The organism is Novosphingobium sp. 17-62-19, from assembly GCF_002256775.1.
Taxonomy (GTDB): domain Bacteria; phylum Pseudomonadota; class Alphaproteobacteria; order Sphingomonadales; family Sphingomonadaceae; genus Novosphingobium.
The window spans coordinates 1-25,292 of record NZ_NCII01000009.1 but is presented as its reverse complement, the minus strand read 5'-3'; the positions used below and the strand labels follow the sequence as shown (position 1 = coordinate 25,292).

Here is a 25,292-nt window from a genome sequence, read left to right as displayed (position 1 = left end):
AGCGCTCTAACTCCGCTTCGAGGCACCACAGGCCTGCGCCAGCGCGAGGATGCTGGAGGGGCCTTCCTTGCCGCCGAACTCCACCGTGGTGGTCTGACCGGCGACGACGATCTGATCGAACTTCATCATCGCCTGCAATTCCTTGGCCGAGAGCGGGTGCCCCTTACCATCCTTGCCGGGTTCGACCGGGAAACGAGCGAGCATTTTGCCATCGGCATAGACTTCTGCCGTGTTGGCGGGGCCATTGACCGATTTCATGAACGCAGTGGCATTCTGCGCAGCGGCGTCCTTGACGCTGGCGTGGACTGAGCCGTTGCGGAACATGGCGTGTAGTTGCCCGGCGCGGCAGGTGACTTCGAAGTTGAAGCTGGCCAGTTCGTTGCCGGGGAAGCCGGAAACCGAGGAGAATGCCTGATAGCTGCCGCGCGCCGGATCGGGCGTGAGCAGGCCGGGCGCAAAGACCCAGCGTGATTGCAATAGCTGCTTTTGTGGCGGCTTGGGACGGCTGGCGCTTTCCACCGCCATACGGCTGGCGCGGATCGGCGAAGCACCGCCGCATACCAGCGAATTGGTGGCGGAAAGCGAGCCATTGCCGGTGAACCAGAAGACCTTTTCGCCAACCTTGATCGTGACCGAGCGGGCGTTGCGGATAAGGGCGTATTGCTCTGCCGAGAGATAGCCCGCGATATAATCCGCCACGCCGGTCTGGCTGAGTTGGCCTTTGCCTTCGAGCGCGACGCCGAATTCTGCCCAAGCGGACTGGGATTCGACCGAGATATTGATGACCTTGGGTCGCGTGGTGGTCAGCGCCCTCAGCAAGCCGGAGCCGTCCTCGTTGCGATAGGCACCGAAGATCAGCCGACGTCCACGCATGTCGTTGGGATCGCACTGCACGCCGAGCATGGCGCCCGACTGCTGCTTTCCAGCGGAAACCAGCGCAGTGCTGCCTGCCTCTGCCAGACGCCAATCGGCTTGCGAGGAGACGACACCTTCGGCCAGTACCTGCGTGGGAACGGCGGCAAGCGCGGCGGCGAGCATGATGGATGCGGAGCGCGACATTGTTTTAGTCCCCCAACTCAAATTCAATTGAGCCCGTGTTAACCACACTGAGCAAGCATTTGCTTACCAAGGGACTACGCACAAATCCTTAACGCACGAGTTCAGCTTCCATCATCTTGCGCATTTCGAACTTCTGAGCCTTGCCAGTGACGGTCATCGCGAAAGCCTCGACGATCCGCACATGGCGCGGCACCTTGTAGTGCGCGATGCGGCCTTTACAGTGGGCCAGCACATCATCTGCGGTAAGGCCCTGCCCTGCCCGCGCGATCAGCCATGCGCAGACTTCCTCACCGTATTTCTCGTCGGCCACACCGAAGACCTGCGCATCCTGCACCGCCGGGTGGGTGAGCAGGAACTCCTCGATCTCGCGCGGGTAGATGTTCTCGCCGCCGCGGATGATCATGTCCTTGATGCGGCCGGTGATGCGGATGTAGCCGTTCTTGTCCATCGTGGCGAGGTCACCCGAATGCATCCAGCCCTCTTCGTCGATGGCTTCGGCGGTCTTGGTCGGATCGTCCCAGTAACCGAGCATGACGGCATAGCCGCGCGAGCAATATTCGCCCTGTTCGCCGATGGGCAGCGTTTCACCATTCAGGCCGACGACTTTTGCTTCGGCATGGGGATGAACACGGCCGACTGTGCCAACGCGCTCTTCGATCGGATCGTCGGTGGCGGTCTGGGTGGTGAGCGGGCTGGTTTCGGTCATGCCGTAGCCGATGGTCACCTGCGTCATGTTCAGACGGTCCATCACCTGCTGCATCGTGGAAACCGGGCACGGCGATCCGGCCATGATGCCGGTTCGCAGCGTGCTGACGTTGTAGTCTGCAAGATCGGGCTGGGCGAGGATGGTGATGAACATCGTCGGCACGCCATATAGCGCAGTGCAGCCTTCGGCCTGCACAGCTTCGAGCGCCAGTTTGGGATCATAGGCCTCGCTCGGATAGACCATGGCGGCACCGCTGGCGAGCGCGGCAAGGTTGCCCAATACCATGCCGAAGCAGTGGTAGAGCGGGACCGGAATGCAGATGCGGTCCTTGTGCGTGAACTTGACCGTGCAGGCGGTGAAATGGCCGTTGTTCAAGATGTTGCGATGGGTGAGCGTCGCGCCCTTCGGGAATCCGGTGGTGCCGCTGGTGAACTGGATGTTGATCGGATCGTGGGGATCGAGTGTGGCGTCCACCGCCGCAAGCCGTGCGGCATCGGGTTGTGCGCGCAGGTCTTCCCACGGCTCGAAGCCTTCCTGCGCTTCACCGCCAAGCACCACGATGTTGCGCAGCATCGGCAGTTTTTCCGACCCCAGTTCGCGCAGCATTGCGATGTAATCGCTCGTCTTGAAGCGGGCGGCAGTGACAAGGAATGTGCAGCCGACCTTGTTCAGCGCGTATTCGACTTCGCTGGTGCGATAGGCCGGGTTGATGGTGACAAGCACTGCACCGATGCGTGCGGTGGCGAATTGGAGCACGGTCCATTCCGCGCAGTTTGGTGCCCAGATGCCGACACGGTCGCCTTTGGCCACGCCACGATCCAGCAGGCCGCTGGCAACGCGATCCACTTCGGCATCAAGTTCAGTCCAGGTCCAGCGGATACCCTGATGACGCGAGGCGAGAGCCAAGTCATCGCCCCACAGCACTGCGGCGTCGCGCAGCGCCTGTCCGATGGTTTTTTCCAGCAGCGGTTCGTCAACCGCGCCTTTGGCATAGGAAAGCTGCGTCATCGCTTGATATTCACCACTTGCGTCTGCGTGTATTCGGCAAGGCCTTCGACCGATTGCTCGACGCCAAGGCCACTGTTCTTGAAACCGGCCATAGGGATGTGCGGGCCGATGGCGATATGCTGGTTCACCCAGACTTGCCCGCTTTCAATGCGCGCGGCAATATCTGCGGCCCGGCCCACATCCCTTGACCAGACCGAGCCACCCAGACCGTATTCGCTGGCGTTGGCACGGGCGATGACATCCTCGACATCGTCGAACTTGATCAGCGGCAGGATCGGGCCGAACTGCTCCTCATCCACGATGCGATCACCATCGGTCACATCGCGCACGATGGTGGGGCGGATGAAGTATCCGGCGCGCTCCATCACCTCGCCGCCTGCCACCACAGTGCCTTCGGCACGGGCGGAATCGAGGAAACCCTTCACCTTTTCGAACTGCATCGCGTTCTGGATCGGGCCGATCTGGGTGCCCTGCTGCAGACCGTCATCGACCACGGCCGCTTCGGCAAGGCGCGCCAGTTCGCCACACATTGCGTCATAGATATCGGCGTGGACATAGGCGCGCTTGATCGCAAGGCAGACCTGCCCGTTGTTGAGGAAGGCATTGCCGAAGATGGCCTGCGCGGTTTCGCGCACGTCGACGTCTTCGAGCACGATGGCCGGATCATTGCCCCCGAGTTCGAGCGTCACGCGCTTGAGCGTGTCTGCACCGCTGGCGGCTATACGCTTGCCGGTGGCGGTGGAGCCGGTGAAGCCGACCTTGGCGACATCGGGATGGGCCGTCAGATGAGGGCCAAGGTCATTGGCATCGGTGATGACATTGACCACGCCCGCAGGGAACACCTCGCGACAGATCTCGCCCAGGATCAGCGCACAGACCGGAGTGGTTGGCGCCGGCTTCAGCACAATGGCGTTGCCCGCCAGCACCGCAGGCCCGATCTTCCAGCAGGCGACGAGCAGCGGGAAGTTCCATGCAATGATGCCGACAACCACACCGAGCGGCCGATGCTTGACCGCGATATACCCGGCCGCGTCGTCCTGAATTACCCGTTCGGGCAGTTCCAGCGTGGCATAGTGGCGCAAATAGCCATCTGTCCACGCGAGTTCGCCCATGGCCTCGGCCAGCGGTTTGCCCTGTTCCATGGTCAACGCACGAGCAATCTCGTCCTTGCGGGCGGCGATAGCGTCGGCCAGCGCGACGAGCTTTGCCTGACGGTCTGCCCAGGGCACCGCAGCCCAGCCCGGCACCGCAGCCTTTGCCGCCGCAATGGCGGCATCGGCCTGCGCAGCGCTGGCACGGGGCACCGTGCAGAACGGCGCACCCGTGGCCGGGTTGATCACGTCCATCGTCATGTCACCATCGACGAGCTGGCCGCCGATCAGCAGCTTGTAGTCAGTCATTGTCCTCTCCCGGCTCTTCAAGGAGCCTTGTGGTTCACGTTATCAGAATTTCACGCCGACACTTACGCCATACATGCGCGGGTTGCCGATGTGGTTGTAATCAAAACCGAACCCGGCCAGCAGATCGACGCGCGAGGTGAAGAAGAACTTGTCGGTCAGGTTCTTGCCCCAGACCGACGCGTTAAACCGCCCGTCCGCGCTTTCCCAATCGATATGGCCGCCGACGATGGCATAGGCCGATTGCTCCAGCCGGGGCACGTTCAGCACTTCGAAGAACTGGCTGGACTGGTAGGCGATGTCCGGGTGGAGTGAAAGCTTGCCCATGTCACCATCGAACAGCGTCAGGTCGACAGTGGTATTGAAGGTGAGGCTTGGCGCATTGGACAGGCGATTGCCCGATACGTTGTTGCCGCTCACCGTGCCGCGCTGGATCTTGGTGGAGAGTAGTCCCAGGCCGGAGTGAATCGTGAAGGCGTCGCTGGCGCGGATCGTCAGTTCAGCCTCACCGCCGAAGATGCGCGATTTGGGGATGTTGAGAAGGGTCTGTGCGGCGCTGGTCGGGTCGACGTTGATGAACTGCTGGTTCTTGTAATCATAGTAGAAGCCCGAGACATTCAGCGTGATCTTGCGATCCATGAACTGCGTCTTGACGCCAGCTTCGTAGCTGGTGACTTCTTCGGGCCGTGCGATGGACAGTTCCGATGGATCGAAGAAGGCCTGCGCGTTGAAGCTTGGTGCGCGGTAGCCACGGCTGACGCTGGCGTAGAGCAGGTTGCCATCGGCCAACTTGTAATCGAGGCCGATTTTGCCTGAAAGGTTATCCTGCGAATAGCGCAGCGCCGAAATCGGGATAAGGTTGGCAATCAGCGTGCCATCCACGCCCAGCGCATCGGAGGAAAAGTCCGTCTGGCGGCCGGTATCGTGCGTAAAGCGCAAACCGCCGCGGAGGGTGAGCGCTTCGGTGAGGTCGTACTTCAGGTCGGAATAGAGCGCGTAGCTGTTCTTCACCTGATCGAACTGGTTGCGGAACAGGCAGCCCAGCGGAAGCCCCACCGCGCAATCGTTGGCCGTGATGCCGGGAAGGCCATCGGAATCGATGTCCTTGCCGATCTCGAACGTGGTCTGATTGTAGACCTTTTCGCGGTGGTAAAATGCGCCGAGGATGAAATCGAATGGCCCACCGGTGTCGCTGGTGAGGCGCAGGTCCTGCGAGAACTGGGTGGCGCGGTCACGATAGGGGATTTCCAGCAGTTCGCCTGCAGTGCCGTCGGTGTCTTCGTAGAACGACAGGTTGCCCTTGTCCCACGCGGTGATGCTGGTGATGGTGAGCGCATCAGACACGTCGAACGTGCTGGTCAGCGCGACCGAATAGGTCCGGGCGCGGCGCTTTTCGTCGATGTTCGAGGCGATTTCGCGTTCGCCGAGGCCCGGGCGGTTGGTCGCTTCGGGCTGGGCATAAATGCCGTAGTTGTAGGGGTTCTGGAAACTGGTCGAGGCGCGCAGCACGAAGCGCACCGTTTCGCTCGCTTCCACGTTCAGCGTGGCGCGGATGGCGTATTCATCGGTCGAAGCAAGGTCGGGCTTGCCGGGGATGACGTTCTTGAACCAGCCATCGGCCTTGGCATAAGTGCCCGCGATGCGCAGCGCCGCCTTCTCACCCAATGGCACGTTGATGGCGCCGTTGAGGTCGATGCGGTTGTAGTTGCCGTAGCCTGCGTTGGCATAGCCGCTGGTTTCGCCCAGCTTGGCCGGGGCCGCAATGATGTTGACCGCACCGCCGGTGGTGTTCTTGCCATAGAGTGTGCCTTGTGGGCCGCGCAGCACTTCCACACGCTCCAGATCATACATCGCAACGCCTAGGAAAGCGAAGTTGCCCTTGTAGACTTCGTCGTAATAAGTCGCCACCGGGCTGGATTGGTTGAGGCTGTAGTCCGACATCGACACGCCGCGAAGGCTGAAGATCGGCGTGTTGTCCCCGACGATAGAGGTCAACTGGAGGTTGGCGACTTTCGTGACAAGGCTGTCGACGCTGTTCACGCGTGCCTTTGCCAAAGTATCGCCGCCGATGGCCGAGACAGAGATTGGCACCGATTGCAGACTTTCTGCGCGCTTGGTGGCGGTGACGACGATTTCGCCGTCAGCAAAGGCGCTTTCGGCTTGTGCATCCTGCGCAAAGGCCGGTGCTGCGGTGAAGATGGATGCGGCGGCGACCCCTGCCAGCGCGATTCCACGGTAAAGACGTTCCCTCATCATTGCCTCCCAATCAGGGTGTTTGCGTTTCTGTTCTTTCCTGCGCGAACCCTGCCACCAGCCGCGCTCTCATATCGGCGCGTTCCAGCCGCAGGGGGTGGCGGCGCAATTGCCCGATCTCTTCCGGGGTGTAGGGCCGGAAGTCAGACGGCATGTGCGCCGCATCAAAAGTGTAGAGGGTCCAGTTGACGAGGTTCGCCAGTCGGACATTATCGAGATCGACAGTCGAGACGCCGGGCACGCGGCCAAGGAACTCGCGTCCTCCCGGCACGCCGAGGAACTGCGCGACCACGTGCTTCATCGGCGGGTTTGAGCGGTCGTCGCCTCCGCCATCGGGGCGGTGGCAGCCTTGGCACTTGAGCATGTAGTCGATGCGAGCCTGCTTCGGATCGGGCACGCCGCGCATCATGCTTTCGTTGGCTCCCGCAGCCACGCCTGCCGCCAGAACGGCAGCGGCAGCAGCGGCAAGAGGCAACATCCGGTTCACTACTCCGATGCCACGCCGATAATCACGGCAGTGGAGCAGTTGTAGATGCTGCTTTCGGTTCCGAGGCACCAGTTGTAGTCGTTGTTCGATTGCGGGCGCACTTGCGGGCGGTCACCTTCGTTGCGGTTGCACAGGCACTGGCCGCACGAGGAAACGCCGCAGCAATCGTTATAGCTGATCACATAAGCGCGCTTGTCTGCAGGGTTGGTGCAGGTGCCTACCCATGTGATAGGCGACATTTCGGTGCCGGGTGGGCACGTGCTGACAGAGCCGCCGCAGCAGGAGCAAAGAAAGCCATCGATTGCGCAATAACGCCAGTAATCGCAACTTGCCTGATCGCCGGGGTCCTGCGGATTGCCGGATGTCATCGGAGCATGGCTCCCTCCCCCGCCATGCGGTGATCCGCTGGCTGCGCGAGCAACGGGGAGGACAGGGAAGACCGCCGCTCCGGTGATCGTAGCGCCGAGCCATGCCAACGTGCTGCGCCGGGAAGTGCCGCGCGCCACGCGGCGGGTCAGGCGTTCGGTCCATTTATCCAATGCGCTCATGGCTCAGGCTCCCTTCTTGCGAGCGAGGAAATCCTGGATCGAGGCGACGCCACGCTCCTTGGCTTCGAACAGGCTTTCGAGATGTTCGCGGCTGTTGATCAGGCCCAGCGAGGCGACCCGGCCTGCTTCGTCGAGCAGCACTGCATAGGGAAGCTTGGAGACGCCGAAAGCCCGGCCCAGCGCTTCGGACAGAACAAGCGGCACAGTTTCCAGCCCATGCATCTGGCGCATCTGTTGGTATTCAGCCTTGGAGCCATCGCCTGCCACCACAACGTCGAGCCAGTCCGCCTCGGCACTGGCGGCAGAGCGCAGGACCGGGAGCAGCGATTTGCACATCGGGCAATCAGGAGAGGCGAAAAAAAGAAGCTGGCTGCGGCCTTCACGCTTGCCGCCGATTTCGATTGGCGCGCCTTCGAGGGTGGTCACCGTCATCGGGCTGGCAACTTCGCCCACGTCCACCTTCTGGTGCAGGGTCAGCGCGCCCGCAGGGGCGATACGTTCGTGCAGGATGCCGACCTGACGGGCGAGCGCTGCGATGAGCAGTCCCTGAACGATCACGACCGTCCACAACAGTATCTGCGAAGTCAGCATCACGAATTCCTCCAGCGAGGATGGGGAATGGCAAGGAGTTCCGAAGCGCCAAGGTAGAGCGCCAGCATGGCGGCGGCGGCAAACGGAGCATCGAGCGCGAAGGACGGATCGGCAGGCAAAAGCGACAGGATCAAGGCGAGCAGCGAAAGCGCCGCAGGCCGAAGAATCTGCGCTCGCCCGACCGGCTTTTCCCGCGCCACCAGATCGCACCCGCAATCAAGCGTTTGCCCGCGTAGACGCAGCAAGGCCAAGGCATAGCCCAGCCATACACCCGCAGCGATCAACGCTCCGGTGGGGCGCAGCACGGGGATCAGGAGCGCTGTGGCGGCGGCAAGTTCAAGGCATCCCGCTGCAATCAGCACCAGTTGGCCTTGGCGATAGAGCCCGGTCAGCCGGGCTGCCGCCGCGACCATCCGGTCACGCGACAGCGCTTTGTGTGCGGCAGACCCCGCCAGCAGCAGCGCCAGGAAGAGTGTGAGCGCCGTCATCTCAAGGCGCCGTGATCAGGATGGGATTGTCGCCGCCTGCCTTGCCCAGCGAGCGCACGAAAGCCCCGCTGGCAGCATCGTGGACATCGATCTCGCCATCGGCGCGGGCGACGATCAGTTGGGGTTTGGCTTCCTTGGTTAGCCCGATTGCGGTGGCGACACCGCGCAAGGCAATCCGGGTCACGCGCGTCTTGGTTGCAGGGTCTGCCACCCATACTTCGGTGCCGCCGTCCTTGTGGCTGCCTTCGCGGCCATTGGGGCTCATCAGCACATAGAGCTTGCCCGCTGTGTCGGTGGCAATCACCTGCCACCCGCCGGGCCGCCATTCGGGGGCCGCGCCCTCAGCCGTGCCGAGTTCAAACGCACCGGGAAGCGCCTTGCCGACATCGCCAGAGAAATCGAAACCCTGAATGCGGCCATGATAGCTGACGAACCACGCGGTCTGTCCCTGCCATGCAGGCGTGCCGAACAGGGGCTGGCTGTCGATATCGTGGATGTTCTCGACTGTTTTCGAGGACACCGCCTGCCCGTCCGGCCCGAGTTTTACGCTCAGCAGCGATCCATCCGCGCAGAAGCTGGAAAACCCGCGCGCGCCAGTGGGGTAGAGTTGCGCGCATCCCGGAAGATCAATCTCGGCAATCACCTTGCGCGCATCAAGATCAAGCACGCTGACAGACTGCGCAGGCGTGAAGTTTGCAACCAACGCCCATTTTTCAGCATTGGTGAACTGGAACACCTGCGGGTAAGTAACTGATTGTTGGCGTTTTCCGCCGGGCATCACAATTTCACCTTTGGGCAGGAGCGTAGCCATATCCCAGATGCTAACTACGTCCGTTCGTTCACCTTGCGTGAGCCGGGAGTAGAATGTTTCGGCGGTGAGGACTTCACCCCGCATTGGAGAGACAAGCATGTTGGCGAACTGCGCCGCGCGGATCATTCCCCGCACCGGGCGTTCAACCGAGCCGGTATCGACGAGCATGACCCGCCCATCGAGGAGAGAACTGAAATGGAAATCGTGGATCAGCACCCAGTCCGCCGGCCACTGTGCGGGCAACTTTTCGACAGCGGGAATGGCTTCGTCGGGCAAGGCCACCGGAAATGGTGTCTTGACAGCAGGAGCCGCAAGCACGGCAGCACTTGAAGACGAAAGGGCCAGAGCAAACGCAAACCACCTCATGCAAGCACTCCATGACCGGCCGGGTCTGTGCTCCGGCTGCATGTCGATAGTCTCAAAAACACAACAAATCTGTCAAGTGACCTAAATTTTTCGTATGACAGGTTTTCTGATACTGTGACAGATGCGTCTAGGGGGACATTTTTTAATTATGCTTCAAAGAGATAGTATACCCATTACGGTTACCGACATGATCATGCCTGAGCGTGAAGGCGGTTATTTGAAGGGGCATGAGACGCGCGAGTTGATCTTGCGTACCGCCCTCTCGATCCTGATCGAAGAGGGCTATCGTGCCATGTCCATGCGCCGAGTCGCGGCAGTCTGCGGCATGAAATTTGGCAACCTGACCTACCATTACCGCAGCCGGGAAAACCTCGTTCGCGAACTCACAGATGCCGTCATCCGCGCCTACGAAGCCGAATTCGAAGCCATCGTTCACATGCCTGGAGTGCCACCTGAAGAGCGCCTTGGCCGTATCTGCACGCTGGTTCTGGATGATATCCGTTCCAAGAAAACGACCCGGTTTTTCCCGGAACTGTGGAGCCTTGCGAACCACGACCCCTTCGTGCTGGAACGCGTACAGGAACTCTATGTTCGCGCACGCGCGCCGTTGAACGACATCATCGCGGAAATGCGCCCGGATCTTGGCGCGCAAGAACGCGAAATCATCGCGCTGTTCATCTCAGCTTCGATGGAGGGCATGACGGTCTTTGCCGGGCACGAAAAGCCGTTTGAACCTCGTATGCCCGAGATCGAACGCATTGCGGTCCATTCATTCTGCACGCTGGTGAGGACAATCACCACCGACCAGATCAAAGGCCTCGCGCCGTCCGTACCGGATAGCCCCGCATCTGCTTGATCCGGCGCAGTGAAAAGCTTGATCGCATCGATGAAACGCCGGGCAAGCGGGCCAGGCATTCGCGGTGGATGCTGTCATACTGGTCAAGATCGCGGGCCGCCACGCGCAAAAGGTAGTCGGCGGAACCGGACATCAGGTGGCATTCGAGAATGTCATCAAAATCCCCCACAGCCTGTTCGAACCGGTCCATGACCTCGCGGCTTTGCCCGGTCAGTGTGATTTCCACGAAGACCTCTACCGTCAGCCCCAGCAGTCGAGGCTCCAGCCGCGCACCATAGCCGGCAATCACGCCGGCCTGCTCCAACGCCTTGACCCGTCGATGGCACGCCGATGACGATAGAGCGACCTTCTGCAATTGAAAGCGCTGAGTCGGCCTGTAGCGCTTCAAGCAGGGCGATGTCGGCCCGGTCCATGCAAAATTATCCCGCAAATTATCTATATTCCAGATAATATCACCACGAACACGCTACACAATGGGCCAAATAGGCAAGAAATGCCGGATATTTCGCGGTAGTTTCCCGTTTGAAGGCCATAAGGCCCAACTCAGAGGGAAATCGTCATGCGCGTCGGCACCGTCAAAGAGATCAAGAACCACGAATATCGCGTCGGCCTCACGCCAGAAAGCGCGCGCGAACTGGTTGCCAACGGCCACGAAGTCTGGGTTGAAACCGGCGCGGGCAACGGCATCGGCGCCACTGATGCCGACTATGAAGCCGCCGGAGCCTCGATCAAGGCCGACGCAAAGACGCTGTTCGATGGCTGCGAAATGATCGTCAAGGTCAAGGAACCGCAGGCCGTGGAGCGTGCGATGCTGCGCAAGGGCCAGATCCTCTACACCTACCTCCACCTCGCGCCCGACCCCGAACAGACCGCCGATCTCGTCAAGTCCGGCGTCACCGCGATCGCTTATGAAACCGTGACAGGCGCAGGCAATGCCCTGCCTTTGCTCAAGCCAATGAGCCAGGTTGCAGGCCGCATGGCCATTCAGGCAGGTGCCACTGCACTCGAAAAGGCCAATGGCGGCCGTGGCGTGTTGCTGGGCGGCGTTCCGGGCGTTCTGCCGGGCAAGGTCGTGGTCATCGGCGGCGGCGTGGTCGGCGTGAATGCTGCGCAGATGGCTGTCGGCCTCGGCGCGGACGTCACCATCCTTGACCGCGATCCCGATGTGCTCGAACGCCTCGACAACCACTTTGAAGGCCGCGCCCGCACGCTGTTTTCGGGCAAGTCCGCGCTGGCTGCGCTGGTGGCCGAGGCTGACCTTGTGATCGGTGCTGTTCTGATCCCCGGAGCCGCAGCTCCCAAGCTGGTCACGCGTGACATGCTCTCAACCATGAAGCCCGGCGCAGTGCTGGTTGACGTTGCCATCGATCAGGGCGGCTGCTTTGAGACGAGCAAGGCCACAACCCATGCAGAGCCGACTTATGTGGTTGATGGCATTGTCCATTATTGCGTAGCCAACATGCCCGGCGCCGTGGCGCGCACCAGCACATATGCGCTGAACAACGTCACCCTGCCCCACGCTCTGCGCATCGCAAACATGGGCTGGAAGGCTGCACTGAAGGCCGACGCACACCTTGCTGCAGGCCTCAACGTCCATGAAGGCAAGGTGACTTACGAAGCCGTCGCCCGCGAACTGGGCTATGAATACACGCCGGTGGCCGACGTTATCGCTTGATCGCATCCGGGTGGGGGCCACGCGCCCTCACCCACGATGCAGGATTTTCCACAACACCGACCGGTCGCGCAGTATCTCGCGCGCTGCATTGTGCCCCGGCGCACCCGTCACCCCGCCGCCGGGATGAGTGCCCGATCCGCACATGTACAACCCACGGATCGGCGCGCGGTAATCGCCGTGCCCAAGCACCGGACGGGCCGACCACAACTGGTCAAGGCTCATTCGCCCGTGGAAGATGTCTCCGCCGACCAACCCGAACTTGCGCTCAAGATCGAGCGGCGAATGGATTTGCCGCGCAACAACGCTGGCCTTGAAATTGGGTGCATGGGCAGTGACGGTATCGATGATCAGATCCGCAACGTCCTCACGGCATTCATCCCACGACCGGCCATCGGGCAATTCAGGCGCGAACTGCTGGCAGAACAGGCTGGCCACGTGGCATCCCGGCGGGGCGAGGCTATCGTCCAGAGTTGAAGGGATCAGCATTTCAACGATGGGCTGACGCGACCAGCCATAGGCTTTGGCATCGTCGAACGCGCTGTCCATGTAATCCATCCCCGGCGCGATCACGATGCCCGCTGTATGATGCTCTGCCAGAACTTTCCCCGGTAACACGCTAAAATCAGGTAGTTCTGACAGCGCCACGTTCATGCGGAACGTGCCGGAGCCGGTCTTGAACCCTGCCATGCGTTTCCGGAAATCGGCATCGAGATCGCTCTCATCCACCAACTGCCTATAGAGCAGCGCCGGACCGACATTCGCGGCGACGATCGGCGCATAAAGTTCCTCCCCGCTTCCCAGACGCACACCGGCAGCCTTGCCTTTGTCGACGAGCACCTTTGCTACTGGCGTTTCGAGGCTGATCTCTACACCCGCGCCAACGCAAGCGCTGGCCATCGCTTGCGTGATCGCGCCCATGCCGCCAATCGCGTGCCCCCATGCTCCCGCTTTGCCGCTCACTTCGCCAAAGACGTGGTGCAGCAGCACATAGGCGGAGCCCGGCGTAGACACGCCCGCGAAATTCCCCACCACGGCGTCAAACGCAAAGGCGGACTTCACCCGATCATCGGTGAACCAGCCGTCCAGAAACTCCCGTGCGGATCGCGTGAATATCTCCAGCAGATCGCGCTGCGTGGCTGCATCGAGTTTGGCAATTGGCCAACCCTGCCGCGCCGCTGCCTGCAATGCGACAAGCCCGCCACCCACATTCGGCGGCGTTTGCAAGGCCAGTTCACGCAGCACACCCGCCAAACGCGCCAATGCTGCATCATAACGCGGATAAGCCTCGGCATCGGCCGACGAGAAACGCGCGAACGCCGACTGTGTACGGCCTTCGCCGCCACCGATCTTCACATAACTGTCCGCAAAGGGGAGAAAATTCGAAAGCTTCCGCTCAACCACACGATAGCCGTGATCGTGCAGCCGCATGTCGTTGATGACCTGCGGCTGTAAAAGGCTGACCGTGTAGCTGGCAGTCGAATTGCGAAATCCGGGGTGGAACTCTTCTGTAACTGCCGCACCGCCCACCACATGCCGCCGTTCCAGCACACGCACCCGCATCCCGGCGCGGGCAAGGTAAAATGCGCAGGTTAGGCCGTTGTGGCCGCCTCCGATGATCAGGGCGTCGTAACGATTGGACAAGGCTTGCTTCTTTCGCGCTGGCAGGAACTGCTTACCCTAACCAGCGCCCCGTCCAAGGCTACAGCCTTTCGCACGAAAAACCCCGGCCGCAGAGGCGACCGGGGCATTTCAAATTCAAGCGCTCCGAACGATCAGCGCTTGATCTTGCTCGTATCGAACGTGCCAAGACCCGGCTTGAAGCTCTTTTCGTCAAGGAACTGACGCGTGGCTTCCTTGCGCGCTTCAACACCGCCGAAGTTGTGCAGCGCTTCCTGTGCGCGGATCAGATAGTCTTCGGCGTTATCATAGGTCATTTCGGTCATGCGGCGCACAGCCCACTTGGTGGCACGCAGCGCATGGCCATCCTTCTTGCTCAGCGCTTCTGCGATTTCGAGCACGCGGGCCTTCAAACGCTCCGCAGGCACAGCCTCGGTAACAAGACCCTGCGCTTCGGCCTGTTTGCCAGTCAGGTTTTCACCCATCATCGCATGATAGACAGCCTTACGCAGAGGCATCAGGTCTGCAACAACCTTTGATGCGCCGCCGCCGGGCAGGATGCCCCAGTTGATCTCCGAAAGGCCAAACTGCGCGTCTTCCGCAGCAATCGCGATGTCGCAGGCGAACAGCGGGCCATAGCCACCACCAAAGCACCAGCCGTTGATCATGGCGATCGTGGGCTTTTCGTACCAGCGCAGGCGGCCCCACCAGGAGTAAGCTTCACGCTGTGCCTTGCGGATCGCGCCAAGACCTTCAGCCTCAGTTTCGCGGAAGTATTCCTTCAGATCCATGCCGGCCGACCACGCATCGCCCTCACCCGAAAGCACGAGCACCTTCACGTCATCGCGGAATTCCAGATCAGTAATGACCTTGCCCATCTGGCGGTTCAGCTTCGGGCTCATGCAGTTACGCTTTTCGGGGCGGTTGAACTTCACCCAGGCGATGCCGTTTTCAACGGTGAAGGCTACGGTATCTTCTTCCGCGCGCTCGATCTTTTGTTCGGTCATTTTAAGTCCTTCGGGATAGTCTTGAATTCGATTTGGGCTTTGTTCGATCAGATCGGGAAATGCCCCGGCTGCGTTTCCATCGTGATCCACCGCAGTTCGGTGAAGCTGTCGATCCCGGCCTTGCCGCCAAAGCGGCCATAGCCAGAGGCACCAACGCCACCGAAGGGCATCTGCGCTTCGTCGTGCACGGTCGGGCCGTTCACGTGGCAGATGCCGGACTTGATCTGGCGGGCAACGCGCAGGCCGCGCGCAGTATCACGGGTGAACACAGCGGCAGACAGGCCGTACTCGGTGTCGTTGGCCAATTCGATGGCATGGGCCTCATCAAGCGCCTTGATCACGCCGACCACCGGGCCGAAGCTTTCATCGCGGAACAGTTTCATGTCCTGCGTCACGCCGTTGACGACATGTGCGGGCATCAGCACGTTCTGTGTGGTTTCGCCGCCGGTAAGCAGTTCAGCGCCCTTGGCCAGCGCGTCTTCGATCAGGCTCTGGCAATGCGCCACAGTCTTGGCATCGACCACCGCGCCCAGCGGCGTAGTGCCCTCGCGCGGATCGCCCACAGCCATGCTGGCAACCTTGGCCTTGAATTTGGCCGCGAATTCATTGGCCACGGCTTCGACCACGATGATCCGCTCGGTGCTCATGCAGATCTGGCCCTGGTTCATGAAGGCGCCAAAGGCAGCAGCCTTCACCGCTTCATCAAGGTCTGCATCATCCAGCACGATCAGCGGAGCCTTGCCGCCCAGTTCAAGCAGGCACGGCTTGAGGTGCTGTGCTGCGCGCATCGCGATGATGCGGCCCACTGCGGTGGAGCCGGTAAAGTTGATGCGCTTCACTTCTGGCGCGTCGATCAGCGCGCCGACAACGTCTGCCGCATCGGCCGGAGCGTTGGTGACGACGTTGACGACGCCTTCAGGGAACCCTGCCTCGGCAAAGGCCTCGATGATAAGCGCGTGGGTGCGCGGGCATTGCTCGCTCGCCTTGAGGATCACTGCATTACCACACGCGAGCGGCACGGCGATGGCGCGCACGCCAAGGATGATCGGCGCATTCCACGGCGCAATGCCCAGCATCACGCCCACCGGTTCACGCAGCGCCATGGCAACACAGCCGGGCTTGTCAGAAGGGATCACTTCGCCCGAAATCTGGGTGGTCAGTGCAGCCGCTTCACGCACCATGCTGGCAGCAAGGCCGAGGTTGAACAGCGCCCAGCCCTTGGTCGCGCCGATTTCGCCCATCATGGCATCCACGAAGGCGTCTGCGCGCGATTCGAGTGCGGTAGCGGCCTTCATCAGCACGGCACGCCGGGCGTTTGGCCCCATAGCTGCCCATACAGGGTAAGCGCTTGCAGCTTTGGCAGTAATTGCAGGAATATCTGATGCCTGCATCGCTTTCGCGGTCGAAGCGACGGCACCGGTCAGCGGATTGATGCGTTCGAAGTCCATGAATGCTCTCCCAATCTGTTATACTTTATAGCAATCATGTCAGACCGGTGCAACAGTGGATTCAATCGGAGTAGCCCTGTCACAATGTGCAGGTGCAGCATTTATCGACTGATCACCTCTGATTTCATACAAGCTCAGGCGGTAGCCGTAGCCATTGATAACGCTGACAAATTCCGTTGAGACCCGACAAAACCGGCATTTTGAGTGAGACTATTGCAAAAACTGCAACCTTTCCTCCAGAATTCGCACTTGCGAAAAATATGGCTCAGGCCCATTTCAAAATGGCCTTTCAGGCATCCTCTCCCAAACTTTCAAGGGCCGCCCGGCAACGGTGCGGCCCCTTTTTTTGCCCAAAATCTGCTGGGTGTTGATCGCTGGCCATTCAACCTTCGTGCGGAAGGATCACACTGCGCCCGATCACATCACGTTGCTCCATCGCGCGATAGGCTTGCGCCCAATCGGCCATCGGATAACGCGCATGAACATGCGGGCGGATCTGCCCTTCCTTGGCCAGACGCAGCACATTCGCGATGTTCTCAGCCCCGCGATCAGGGAAGCGACGACCGTATTCGCCGGCCCGAACGCCAACCACGGAAAAGCCCTTGATCAAAGGAATATTCGCGCCGATTTGCGGAATCCTGCCAGCAGCAAAGCCAACCACCAGCAAACGCCCGTCGAAGGCAATGCAGCGTGTCGATTCGTCGAACACATCGCCCCCCACAGGATCAAATACGAGATCCGCTCCGCAACCGCCGGTAAGCGCCAGAACCTGCTCGCGAAAGCCAGCACTCCCATCGATGACTTGAGCCGTTTCGTAGAGTCCGCTGATCGCGCCACGCTTCGCGGCGGTGGAGGCCACGGCGATCACGTTAAGGCCAAGCGTCACCCCAAGATCAACGGCAGCAAGGCCGACGCCCCCTGCCGCGCCGTGAACAAGCAACCAGTCGCCCGGCCTGGCCTGCCCCCGGCACACCAACGCCACCCAAGCGGTAAGATAGGCCGCCCGCAACGAGGCTCCTTCGGCCATGTCCAAACTTTCAGGCAGCGGCAGGACAGAAGCCTCGGGAAACACGCCATATTGCGCCACGATGCCAGTCAGGCCGCCCACGATCACCCGGTCCCCTTCGCGCACGCGACTGCACCCCGGCGCGGCGACCACGAACCCAGCCCCTTCCATGCCGGGCACGAACGGCAAGGGCGGCTTGGCCTGATACTGGCCGCGCGTCATCAACAGGTCGGGAAAGCCCAACGCCGCAGCTTCGATCCGCACGAGCACTTGGCCACGAACCGGCACCGGGATCACCTGCTCCACCAGCGCCACACCACCCAGATTGTCACCGAGGGCCTGCACTTGCAGCGCGGTCATCATCGTCATGCAATCGCCTTCATATTTCGCTCTTTCGGCATAGATTGGCGCAACAACTGACAGTGGCCAAGCGCCACGTTATGACTGAACGCAGCGGGATTGCCAGATACCCCACCCAAAATGTTGCAATGCAGCATCCGCTTTTGAAGCACCGCAGCCGGTGGACGCCGCAAACCGCCTCACTGTTAACTCGCTGACTTCCGGCAATTTTTGGACATGTGTCAAAACTCGCAGTAATACGAACCTTCCGGATCGTATGATGCACATGGTCAGACCTGTATTATCTTGTTGCAGGGCACAAGTAGAACTCTCTGAATTACTTGCCTTTATTGCATAAAGTGGCTTGTGAAGCTGTTCCGCAGCGCCTATTTTGGGGGTGGATTAGGAAAGATCGGGAACACCCGCCAATCCTCACAACCATAAAATCGGCAGCCGGAAAACCGGTACCGAAACAAAAATGACTTTCGCAGGAGAATGTCCATGAACAAGTTGCTCGCCGCCACCGCGGCGCTCGCCTTGCTGTCTGCGCCGCAGATCGCATCGGCCACCAATGCACCACAGACCGTCAACATCTCGGTTTCAGCTGATGGCCTTGACCTCAGCCGCGCCGACGACATGCGCAAACTGCGCAACCGCATCGCCGACGCTGCTGCCGAAGCCTGCGATCCCGCAGACCGGATGATCGTGACGCCGTTGCCGGATTACCAGTGCCGCCGCGCCGCCGTCGCCAATGCGGAACCGCTGGTGCAGGAGCTGGCCCAGAACGCCCGCCGCAGCACCATGGCGCGCCGTCGTTAAGTTTGCTGCACAACGCCGGAACGGGGCGGTTTCCCCCGCCGCTCCGGCGTTGTCAGTTCAATTGCCAAGAACCTTGATCGCCACGGCCGCCGCTGCGGCGCGTGTTTCTACACCCAGTTTCTCGTAGATGCGTTCAAGGTGCTTCTGCACAGTGCGCGGGCTGATCGCCAAGACTTCGGAAATCATCCCGTTGGATTTGCCGTAGCTGATCCACAACAGCACCTCAGCCTCACGATCGGTGAGCGAAAGACGCTGTTGCAAGCGGCTGACATCTGCGCGAGGATTTAGCTCGTTCAGGCGGATCAGCACTTCATTGTCACGGTAATGCGCGATAATCACCAGTTCGAGCGCGTTCTCTCCCTGCTCCTCGATCCGCGCCGAAGCGCCTATTTCGTTGCGGCCCAGCAACCGCGAAACAGGCGTGCGCATGGCATCTGGCATCACCCCACGCTCGCGGTTCCAGTCTGGACAGATGCGCATGATGGCCTGTTCAGCCATTGGCGTACACCACAGCAGTTTCCCTTGCGTATCCGTGGCCATCATCAGGCGTCCCGTGGCGTCCAGCCCCGCAGCCCCTGCCTGCATCGCGCGCGCATGGCCGATGTGGACACGCACCCGCGCCAGCAATTCATGGACATTCACCGGCTTGCGCAGGTAATCCACCCCGCCCACCTCGAACCCTTCGATAACGTGTTCGCTCTCGGTCAGCCCGGTCATGAACACCACCGGCACATGCGCGAGCGCACCGCGGGCCTTGATGCGCGATGTCGTCTCGAACCCATCGATGCCAGGCATCACCGCATCCATCAGGATCAAGTCGGGCGTGATATGCTGCAGCAGATCAAGCGCGGCATCGCCAGAGATCGCCACCAGCACGGAGATCCCCGCGCCCTCAAGCGTATCGGTGAGGAAGCGCAGCGAATCCGGCTCGTCATCGACGACGAGGACCGTATCGCGCCGGGCGTCACTCATCGTCAAAATTCCTCAAGCGTCTTCCCCATCGCGGCCAGATCAAACCGATCAAGGCAGGCATACAATTTGGCTACAAGCGGCGCGGCGGCAGGATCGGCCTGCTCCAGCGCACGAATCTCACCTTCCAATGCGCGCACGTGGCCGATCCTTACAAGTGATTTCAATCGCTCAGCATGTTCGCGCGCCGCGTCAGATATGGCGACTGGCCCCGGCGTCGGGGTTCCAACTGCATCCGGTTGCGGTGGATATACCCATTCCAACCCAAGGTGACGGCCCACCGCATCAAGCAATCCGCCCAGTTCCACCGGCTTGAGCAGAAACGCGTCGTGGTCTGCTGCCTGCCCCGCCAGCCCGTGCCGTTCATCGGCATTGGCCGAGAGCATAAGTATCTTCAGTGCGGGTCCATGGGTTGCGCGCAAATGCGCGGCAACCTCCCACCCGGTCATCCCCGGCATACTGACGTCCAGCACCGCAGCGTCAAACCGCCCCGACGCCGCCGCATCTCCAGCCAGTGCCAACGCGGTGGGCCCGTCGCTTGCAAGGGCGACGTCAAAGCCCACCTCGGCAAGGGTTGTGCGCAGAACGGCCAGATGATCGCGATCATCGTCCACCAGCAGAATGGAGCGTCGCGCCCCGGCATAACCTGTTGGCCGCACCCGCTCCACCGTACGATCGACAAAGCCCGAGACTTGCGGTGCCATGATCACGATGCGGAATGTGCTGCCCTTGCCCGGCTCACTCTCCAGTTGCAGATCCCCGCCCAACATCCGCACGATTGCGCTGGTGATGGCAAGACCCAGCCCTGCTCCCTCCTGTATACCGGCTCCCTCCTGCGGCTCTGCCAGCCCGGCCCGCACATAGGGTGCAAAAATCGCCATCCGGCGATCCTCGGCGATACCGGGGCCGGTATCACGCACTTCAAACGTGGCCATTTCGCTGAACCACCGAAAGGTCAGCGTCACTTCGCCCGCTTCGGTAAACTTCACGGCGTTCGATACCAGATTGATCAGCGCCTGCCGCACGCGCCGCTCATCCATCCGCACAAATTCGGGCAGTCGCTCAGGCAGTTCACAACGGAACGTCAGGCCCTTTTGCGCCGCCAGCGGGGTGAACATTTCCGCCACCTGCTGCACCAGCGCGCCCGCCCGCACCACGCCGCTGTCCACCCGCACCACGCCCTGCTCCACCGAGGCGAGATCGAGCAGGCCTTCTACAAGGTTGGTCAGATGTTCGGCACTGCGCCGGATCACGCGCGCGGCATGTTGCGGATCTACGTCCGCACCACGCTCCACCAGTTGCGCGTAGCCGTAGATCGCATTGAGCGGCGAGCGGATTTCGTGGCTGACATTGGCAAGGAACCGGCTCTTGGCGGCGTTGGCGGCTTCGGCAGCTTGCAGATCGCTTGCCATCTGCGCCATTTCCGCGCCGCCAGTCGCGATTTTATCGGTCGGCATATCACCGGCAACAAGCGCCACTATGCGCCCCCGCACACGTTCTGAAACAGCGCGCACAAAGGATTTCAGTTGTCCGCTTCCGCCGTCACGGAACGTGTGCATTGCAATCGACCCCGCGCCCGCACCGGTTGTCTGTCCAATAGTTTCGGCGGAGCAGGGTGATTGTGCACTGCAACTGACACAAACTCAACCCCCGGAGGGCATTGCCGGGGGACTCTTACAACTCTCTTGTCGGTTGCAGCGTAACCGGTCAAATCACCTGATCACGCTGCAACCGCTGCAGCAGGCGCACCGCCACCGAATGACGGATAGCCTTGCCCTCGCGCAGCTTGACCCACGTGTTCAGCCCGATGCCAAAGTGGTTCTGGATCACTTCGGGCTTCTGGCTATTGAGCATCGAGGCCATTTTGTGGACCACGGCGGGCTCTACCTGAATGAGACGCTGAGTAGTCATATTCCCTCACGGTGATGCAGGACCGCCCTTTCGACCACGTTGATTCTCGGACGATCTCGTTGGTTTCTGGCGACACCATATTTTTTGCACCGCAATATCGCCCATACGTCATTTGCCGCATGGCATTACTGGACAAACGTCCGATTTGTGTGAGCCAGTCAAAAAACGGCATATTCTCCTGCCTTTTCGCGCAATCCAGCCTTGGCTTCCCGCCTCACCAATGCAATCTTTGCGCCGTGGCTCGGAGCGTTGGACCTACGCACCCGGCGTCACGGGCTGGCATTTGGGGGGGCGGCAATGGCCACAATAGCAAACACACAAGCCATCGTGCGTTACAATGCCGTCGCTCGTGCACTCCACGCTACCATCGCGGCATTGGTGGTGTTCAACCTTGTTTCTGGCATCGGCGGCGAAGCAATCGAGAATTTCTGGAATCCCTATCCCCTGCACAAGGGCACCGGTATGGTCATTCTTGTGCTCTCGCTGGCGCGCATAGGCTGGCGATTTACATGGACCACGCCGGAATGGCCCACCACCATGGGGCGCCTGCAACGGCTGACGGCAAAGGGGACTCACGCCACGCTTTATGTGCTGATGCTGGTGCTTCCCGTCACGGGCTGGATCATGTCATCGGCCAACAGCAAATATCCGATCAGCATATGGGGCCTTTTCGAATGGCCAAAGCTGGCCGTGGCCAAAGGATCGGCACTCGCTGAGGTATCGCATGAAGGCCACGAAGTGCTCGGCTTCCTGATGGCCGGGCTGGTCGTGCTGCATATTGTAGCTGCGCTGCACCACCATTTCATCATCAAAGACAATATCTTGCGCCGAATGTTTTGAAAATTTGGCCCTAAACGCAGACGTATTCTTGCACACATCGCTCCCACCTGCGCCTACAAACGGGGGGTGAGGATCGCTGGTTGGGGCATTCAATCCGTAACGGAACCTGATTTGCAGGGCACATGCTTGCCCGGCAGATTGCGGCTTGCCCACACCGCGCAGCCTGTCATACCCAATGCCGGGGAGTATGATGGTTTGCTGCACAGCCCAGGGCCGGTCGCTTATGCGCAAGGCCGCAATAACAATGGGCGTGCTGGCGTGAAGGGCCGGTGCAACGCGCATCGACGCAAAGCGGGTCGCACCCGCTTTTGCGCCGGGCCAATCAGGGTGAACTGCGTACCATGACCCTTCAATCGAATTCCAAGGCCGCCGAAATCGACGCCCAGATCATCGACGTTCTGCGCAAGCGCGTCGGCAAGGACGAGCGCGCGGCCAAGCCGCATGACTGGTACACTGCCACCGTGCTCACCCTGCGCGATGCGATCATCGACCGGTGGATGGAATCGACGCGCGAGACTTATGACAAGGGCGCGAAGCGGGTCTATTATCTGAGCCTCGAATTCCTGATCGGCCGCCTGCTGCGCGATGCCCTGTCCAACATGGGCCTGACGCGCGACATGGAAAAGGCGTTGCGCGAACATGGCTTCGATCTTTCTGCACTGGAAGATCTGGAACCCGATGCGGCGCTTGGCAACGGCGGCCTCGGCCGCCTCGCCGCGTGCTTCATGGAGAGCCTCGCGAGCCTTGATATTCCCGCTTACGGCTATGGCATTCGCTACGTGAACGGCATGTTCCGCCAGCGGATTGACGATGGCTGGCAGGTCGAACTGCCCGAAACCTGGCTTTCGCACGGCAACCCCTGGGAATTCGACCGCCGCGAAAGCGCTTATGTCATCGGCTTCGGCGGTGAAGTTGTGGAAACCGGCGATGGCGTCGAATGGCGCCCGGCCGAACGGGTCGAGGCCAGCGCGGTCGACACCCCCGTGGTCGGCTGGCGCGGAAAGCGTGTGAACACGCTGCGCCTGTGGACCGCCCACGCCTTCGATCCGCTCAGTCTCGCCGCATTCAACGCAGGCGATCACATCGGGGCCATGACCGAGCAGGTCCGCGCCGAAAGCCTGGTGCGCGTGCTTTACCCCGCAGATTCCACCCCAGCCGGGCAGGAACTGCGGCTGCGGCAAGAGTACTTCTTCACCTCGGCCTCCATTCAGGACATCGTCCGCCGCCACATGCAGCATCACGGCGATATCCGCACCCTGCCAGACAAGGCCGCGATCCAGCTTAACGATACGCACCCCGCCGTGGCCGTCGCCGAAATCATGCGCCTGATGGTCGACGCACACGGCCTTGAATTCAGCGAAGCGTGGGAACTGACCAAGGCCACCGTCGGCTACACCAACCACACGCTCCTGCCCGAAGCGCTCGAATCATGGCCGCTGCCACTGTTCGAACGCCTGCTGCCGCGCCACATGCAGATCGTCTATGCCATCAACAGCCGCGTGCTGCGTGAAGCGCGCAAAGCCGGTCTGGACGATGCTGCGATCTCGGCAATCAGCCTGATCGACGAAGGCGGAGAGCGCCGCGTGCGCATGGCCAATCTCGCCTTCACCGGCGCGCACAGCGTCAACGGCGTGGCCGCGCTCCACACCGATCTGATGAAGACCACGGTCTTCTCCGATCTGCACAAGCTCTACCCCACACGCATCAACAACAAGACCAACGGCGTCACCCCGCGCCGCTGGCTCCAGCAGTGCAATCCCGGCCTCACTTCGGTGCTCAAGGACGCCATCGGCGATGCCTTCCTCGATGATGCGGAAAAGCTGTCCGATCTTAACGCCCTGGCCGAAGATGCGTCGCTGGGGGAACGGATTGCCGAGGTTAAGCGTTCGAACAAGATAGCTCTGTCCAAACATATCAAGGAGTTGATGGGCATTCGGCTAGATCCCGACGCCCTGTTCGACGTGCAGATCAAACGCATCCATGAATACAAGCGCCAGTTGCTCAACCTGATCGAAACTGTGGCGCTCTATGATCAGATCCGCAGCCACCCTGAGCGTGACTGGGTGCCGCGCGTGAAGATTTTCGGCGGCAAGGCCGCGTCGAGCTATCACAACGCCAAACTCATCATCAAGCTGTCGAACGATATCGCGCGTCGCGTCAATTCCGATCCTTCGGTCGGCGGGCTGCTCAAGGTCGTGTTCGTGCCGAACTACAACGTCAGCTTTGCCGAGAAAATCATCCCGGCGGCTGATCTGTCAGAGCAGATTTCCACCGCAGGCATGGAAGCCTCGGGCACCGGCAACATGAAGTTCGCGCTCAACGGCGCGCTCACCATCGGCACGCTCGATGGCGCGAATATCGAGATCAAAGACCATGTTGGCGATGCAAATATCGAAATCTTCGGCCTCACCGCCGATGAAGTCGAAGACAAGCGCGCCAACGGTTATGCCCCCCGCGAAGTAATCGAAAATTCGCGCGAACTGCAGCAGGCGCTCGAAGCCATCGCCACCGGCGTGTTCTCGCCCGACGATCCTGACCGCTACAAAGGCCTGATGGGCGGAATCTACGATCACGACTGGTTCATGGTCGCCGCCGATTTTGACAGCTACCACGCCGCCCAGCGCAAGATCGACCGCCGCTGGGAACAGCAGGCTGGCTGGCGCGCTTCTGCAATACGCAACATTGCCAACGTAGGCTGGTTCTCGTCCGATCGCACGATCGGCGAATATGCCCGCGACATCTGGGGGGTCTGAAAGCCGAAATGAAGCCACCGGCGAGCGCCATCGAAGCCCTGCTGAACGGGACGCACGCCGATCCATTCTCGGTCCTTGGCATCCACGAAGGCCCGGATGGCGCATTCACCCGCGCCGTCCTGCCCGGCGCAGAAGAAGCCACCGCATGGTCGCTCTCCGGCAAGAAGCTCGGCAAACTCACCCGCGTGGACGGGCGCGGGTTGTTCGAAGGCAAGCTCGACGGCCCGCGCCAGCCCGTGCGCTATGCCTGCAAGGCGGGCGCCCACGAATGGCTGGTCACAGACGCCTTTTCGTTCGGCCCGGTTCTCGGTCCGCTCGATGATTTCCTGATCGCGCAA

The 25,292-nt window shown here is 61.0% G+C and carries 21 protein-coding genes and 2 pseudogenes; 6 read left to right on the top strand and 17 right to left on the bottom strand.

Annotated features, from left to right (window positions below; genetic code table 11):
• Nucleotides 1-6 precede the first annotated feature (6 nt).
• From B7X90_RS02590 to B7X90_RS02550, 9 genes are all read right to left on the bottom strand, one after another.
• A complete protein-coding gene (locus B7X90_RS02590; protein ID WP_292621408.1) occupies nt 7-1,059 on the bottom strand; it encodes a hypothetical protein in 1,053 nt (350 codons plus the stop codon).
• 88 nt (nt 1,060-1,147) lie between these two features.
• A complete protein-coding gene (locus B7X90_RS02585) occupies nt 1,148-2,773 on the bottom strand; it encodes an AMP-binding protein (RefSeq protein ID WP_292621406.1) in 1,626 nt (541 codons plus the stop codon).
• A complete protein-coding gene (locus tag B7X90_RS02580) occupies nt 2,770-4,173 on the bottom strand; it encodes an aldehyde dehydrogenase family protein (protein ID WP_292621405.1) in 1,404 nt (467 codons plus the stop codon). The genes B7X90_RS02585 and B7X90_RS02580 overlap by 4 nt, the downstream gene beginning before the upstream one ends.
• Before the next feature lie 42 nt (nt 4,174-4,215).
• On the bottom strand, nt 4,216-6,423 hold the full coding sequence (locus B7X90_RS02575; RefSeq protein WP_292621404.1) for a TonB-dependent receptor: 2,208 nt from the start codon (nt 6,421-6,423) through the stop codon (nt 4,216-4,218).
• Nucleotides 6,424-6,436: 13 nt separating this feature from the next.
• Nucleotides 6,437-6,901, bottom strand: a complete 465-nt coding sequence (locus B7X90_RS02570) for a cytochrome C (RefSeq protein WP_292621448.1) — start codon at nt 6,899-6,901, stop codon at nt 6,437-6,439.
• Between the two features lie 8 nt (nt 6,902-6,909).
• Complete coding sequence (locus B7X90_RS02565) at nt 6,910-7,458, bottom strand: methylamine dehydrogenase light chain (RefSeq protein ID WP_292621402.1); 549 nt, start codon at nt 7,456-7,458, stop codon at nt 6,910-6,912.
• Between the two features lie 3 nt (nt 7,459-7,461).
• Nucleotides 7,462-8,049 (bottom strand): thioredoxin-like domain-containing protein, encoded by a 588-nt coding sequence (locus B7X90_RS02560; RefSeq protein WP_292621401.1) that lies wholly within the window; start codon nt 8,047-8,049, stop codon nt 7,462-7,464.
• Complete coding sequence (locus tag B7X90_RS02555) at nt 8,049-8,537, bottom strand: MauE/DoxX family redox-associated membrane protein (protein ID WP_292621400.1); 489 nt, start codon at nt 8,535-8,537, stop codon at nt 8,049-8,051. The genes B7X90_RS02560 and B7X90_RS02555 overlap by 1 nt, the downstream gene beginning before the upstream one ends.
• A gap of 1 nt (nt 8,538) precedes the next feature.
• Nucleotides 8,539-9,714 (bottom strand): amine dehydrogenase large subunit, encoded by a 1,176-nt coding sequence (locus tag B7X90_RS02550; protein ID WP_292621398.1) that lies wholly within the window; start codon nt 9,712-9,714, stop codon nt 8,539-8,541.
• Between the two features lie 187 nt (nt 9,715-9,901).
• Between B7X90_RS02550 and B7X90_RS02545 the strand changes: the two genes are divergently transcribed.
• On the top strand, nt 9,902-10,570 hold the full coding sequence (locus B7X90_RS02545) for a TetR/AcrR family transcriptional regulator (RefSeq protein ID WP_292621396.1): 669 nt from the start codon (nt 9,902-9,904) through the stop codon (nt 10,568-10,570).
• Here the strand turns inward: B7X90_RS02545 and B7X90_RS02540 are convergent.
• Nucleotides 10,524-10,983 (bottom strand): annotated as a pseudogene (locus tag B7X90_RS02540) (Lrp/AsnC family transcriptional regulator). The gene B7X90_RS02545 and the pseudogene B7X90_RS02540 overlap by 47 nt on opposite strands.
• A 146-nt stretch (nt 10,984-11,129) precedes the next feature.
• Here B7X90_RS02540 and ald point away from each other — a divergent pair.
• Entirely contained in the window at nt 11,130-12,245 is a 1,116-nt protein-coding gene (gene ald / locus B7X90_RS02535; protein WP_292621394.1) for an alanine dehydrogenase, read from the top strand.
• Nucleotides 12,246-12,272: 27 nt separating this feature from the next.
• Here the strand turns inward: ald and B7X90_RS02530 are convergent, their stop codons facing one another.
• The 4 genes from B7X90_RS02530 to B7X90_RS02515 form a co-directional block, all read right to left on the bottom strand.
• Nucleotides 12,273-13,886 (bottom strand): NAD(P)/FAD-dependent oxidoreductase, encoded by a 1,614-nt coding sequence (locus B7X90_RS02530; RefSeq protein WP_292621392.1) that lies wholly within the window; start codon nt 13,884-13,886, stop codon nt 12,273-12,275.
• Between the two features lie 131 nt (nt 13,887-14,017).
• Nucleotides 14,018-14,869: a p-hydroxycinnamoyl CoA hydratase/lyase gene (locus B7X90_RS02525; RefSeq protein ID WP_292621390.1), complete on the bottom strand. Its 852-nt coding sequence runs from the start codon at nt 14,867-14,869 to the stop codon at nt 14,018-14,020.
• 47 nt (nt 14,870-14,916) lie between these two features.
• Nucleotides 14,917-16,317: an aldehyde dehydrogenase gene (locus B7X90_RS02520; protein ID WP_292621388.1), complete on the bottom strand. Its 1,401-nt coding sequence runs from the start codon at nt 16,315-16,317 to the stop codon at nt 14,917-14,919.
• A gap of 382 nt (nt 16,318-16,699) precedes the next feature.
• Nucleotides 16,700-17,692, bottom strand: coding sequence for an NADPH:quinone oxidoreductase family protein (locus tag B7X90_RS02515; protein WP_366409653.1), 993 nt, complete (start codon nt 17,690-17,692; stop codon nt 16,700-16,702).
• 471 nt (nt 17,693-18,163) lie between these two features.
• Here B7X90_RS02515 and B7X90_RS02510 point away from each other — a divergent pair, with 471 nt between their 5' ends.
• A complete protein-coding gene (locus tag B7X90_RS02510) occupies nt 18,164-18,481 on the top strand; it encodes a UrcA family protein (protein WP_292621386.1) in 318 nt (105 codons plus the stop codon).
• 57 nt (nt 18,482-18,538) lie between these two features.
• Here the strand turns inward: B7X90_RS02510 and B7X90_RS02505 are convergent, their stop codons facing one another.
• The 3 genes from B7X90_RS02505 to B7X90_RS02495 form a co-directional block, all read right to left on the bottom strand.
• A complete protein-coding gene (locus B7X90_RS02505; RefSeq protein ID WP_292621385.1) occupies nt 18,539-19,453 on the bottom strand; it encodes a DNA-binding response regulator in 915 nt (304 codons plus the stop codon).
• A gap of 2 nt (nt 19,454-19,455) precedes the next feature.
• The gene (locus B7X90_RS02500; RefSeq protein WP_292621383.1) at nt 19,456-20,928 is read right to left on the bottom strand and encodes a hybrid sensor histidine kinase/response regulator; all 1,473 of its coding nucleotides are present in this window, start codon (nt 20,926-20,928) and stop codon (nt 19,456-19,458) included.
• 229 nt (nt 20,929-21,157) lie between these two features.
• Nucleotides 21,158-21,361 carry a hypothetical protein gene (locus B7X90_RS02495; RefSeq protein WP_292621381.1) on the bottom strand — a complete coding sequence of 68 codons (204 nt, stop codon included), beginning with the start codon at nt 21,359-21,361 and terminating at the stop codon, nt 21,158-21,160.
• A gap of 297 nt (nt 21,362-21,658) precedes the next feature.
• Between B7X90_RS02495 and B7X90_RS02490 the strand changes: the two genes are divergently transcribed.
• The 3 genes and pseudogenes from B7X90_RS02490 to B7X90_RS02480 form a co-directional block, all read left to right on the top strand.
• Nucleotides 21,659-22,201 (top strand): cytochrome b, encoded by a 543-nt coding sequence (locus B7X90_RS02490; RefSeq protein WP_292621379.1) that lies wholly within the window; start codon nt 21,659-21,661, stop codon nt 22,199-22,201.
• A 341-nt stretch (nt 22,202-22,542) separates the two neighbouring features.
• A complete protein-coding gene (locus B7X90_RS02485; RefSeq protein ID WP_292621377.1) occupies nt 22,543-24,954 on the top strand; it encodes a glycogen/starch/alpha-glucan phosphorylase in 2,412 nt (803 codons plus the stop codon).
• Between the two features lie 8 nt (nt 24,955-24,962).
• Nucleotides 24,963-25,292, top strand: a pseudogene (locus B7X90_RS02480) (1,4-alpha-glucan branching enzyme); the annotation flags it as partial.

Bases quoted from the DNA above. Each gene is read 5' to 3' on its own strand.
- B7X90_RS02510 (WP_292621386.1), top strand. From the start codon at position 18,164: ATGAACAAGTTGCTCGCCGCCACCGCGGCGCTCGCCTTGCTGTCTGCG.
- B7X90_RS02520 (WP_292621388.1), bottom strand. From the start codon at position 16,317: ATGGACTTCGAACGCATCAATCCGCTGACCGGTGCCGTCGCTTCGACC.
- B7X90_RS02580 (WP_292621405.1), bottom strand. From the start codon at position 4,173: ATGACTGACTACAAGCTGCTGATCGGCGGCCAGCTCGTCGATGGTGAC.
- B7X90_RS02495 (WP_292621381.1), bottom strand. From the start codon at position 21,361: ATGACTACTCAGCGTCTCATTCAGGTAGAGCCCGCCGTGGTCCACAAA.
- ald (WP_292621394.1), top strand. From the start codon at position 11,130: ATGCGCGTCGGCACCGTCAAAGAGATCAAGAACCACGAATATCGCGTC.
- B7X90_RS02490 (WP_292621379.1), top strand. From the start codon at position 21,659: ATGGCCACAATAGCAAACACACAAGCCATCGTGCGTTACAATGCCGTC.
- B7X90_RS02550 (WP_292621398.1), bottom strand. From the start codon at position 9,714: ATGAGGTGGTTTGCGTTTGCTCTGGCCCTTTCGTCTTCAAGTGCTGCC.
- B7X90_RS02570 (WP_292621448.1), bottom strand. From the start codon at position 6,901: ATGTTGCCTCTTGCCGCTGCTGCCGCTGCCGTTCTGGCGGCAGGCGTG.
- B7X90_RS02560 (WP_292621401.1), bottom strand. From the start codon at position 8,049: ATGCTGACTTCGCAGATACTGTTGTGGACGGTCGTGATCGTTCAGGGA.
- B7X90_RS02515 (WP_366409653.1), bottom strand. From the start codon at position 17,692: ATGACGATGATGACCGCGCTGCAAGTGCAGGCCCTCGGTGACAATCTG.
- B7X90_RS02575 (WP_292621404.1), bottom strand. From the start codon at position 6,423: ATGAGGGAACGTCTTTACCGTGGAATCGCGCTGGCAGGGGTCGCCGCC.
- B7X90_RS02585 (WP_292621406.1), bottom strand. From the start codon at position 2,773: ATGACGCAGCTTTCCTATGCCAAAGGCGCGGTTGACGAACCGCTGCTG.
- B7X90_RS02565 (WP_292621402.1), bottom strand. From the start codon at position 7,458: ATGAGCGCATTGGATAAATGGACCGAACGCCTGACCCGCCGCGTGGCG.
- B7X90_RS02555 (WP_292621400.1), bottom strand. From the start codon at position 8,537: ATGACGGCGCTCACACTCTTCCTGGCGCTGCTGCTGGCGGGGTCTGCC.
- B7X90_RS02505 (WP_292621385.1), bottom strand. From the start codon at position 19,453: ATGAGTGACGCCCGGCGCGATACGGTCCTCGTCGTCGATGACGAGCCG.
- B7X90_RS02525 (WP_292621390.1), bottom strand. From the start codon at position 14,869: ATGACCGAACAAAAGATCGAGCGCGCGGAAGAAGATACCGTAGCCTTC.
- B7X90_RS02545 (WP_292621396.1), top strand. From the start codon at position 9,902: ATGATCATGCCTGAGCGTGAAGGCGGTTATTTGAAGGGGCATGAGACG.
- B7X90_RS02485 (WP_292621377.1), top strand. From the start codon at position 22,543: ATGACCCTTCAATCGAATTCCAAGGCCGCCGAAATCGACGCCCAGATC.
- B7X90_RS02590 (WP_292621408.1), bottom strand. From the start codon at position 1,059: ATGTCGCGCTCCGCATCCATCATGCTCGCCGCCGCGCTTGCCGCCGTT.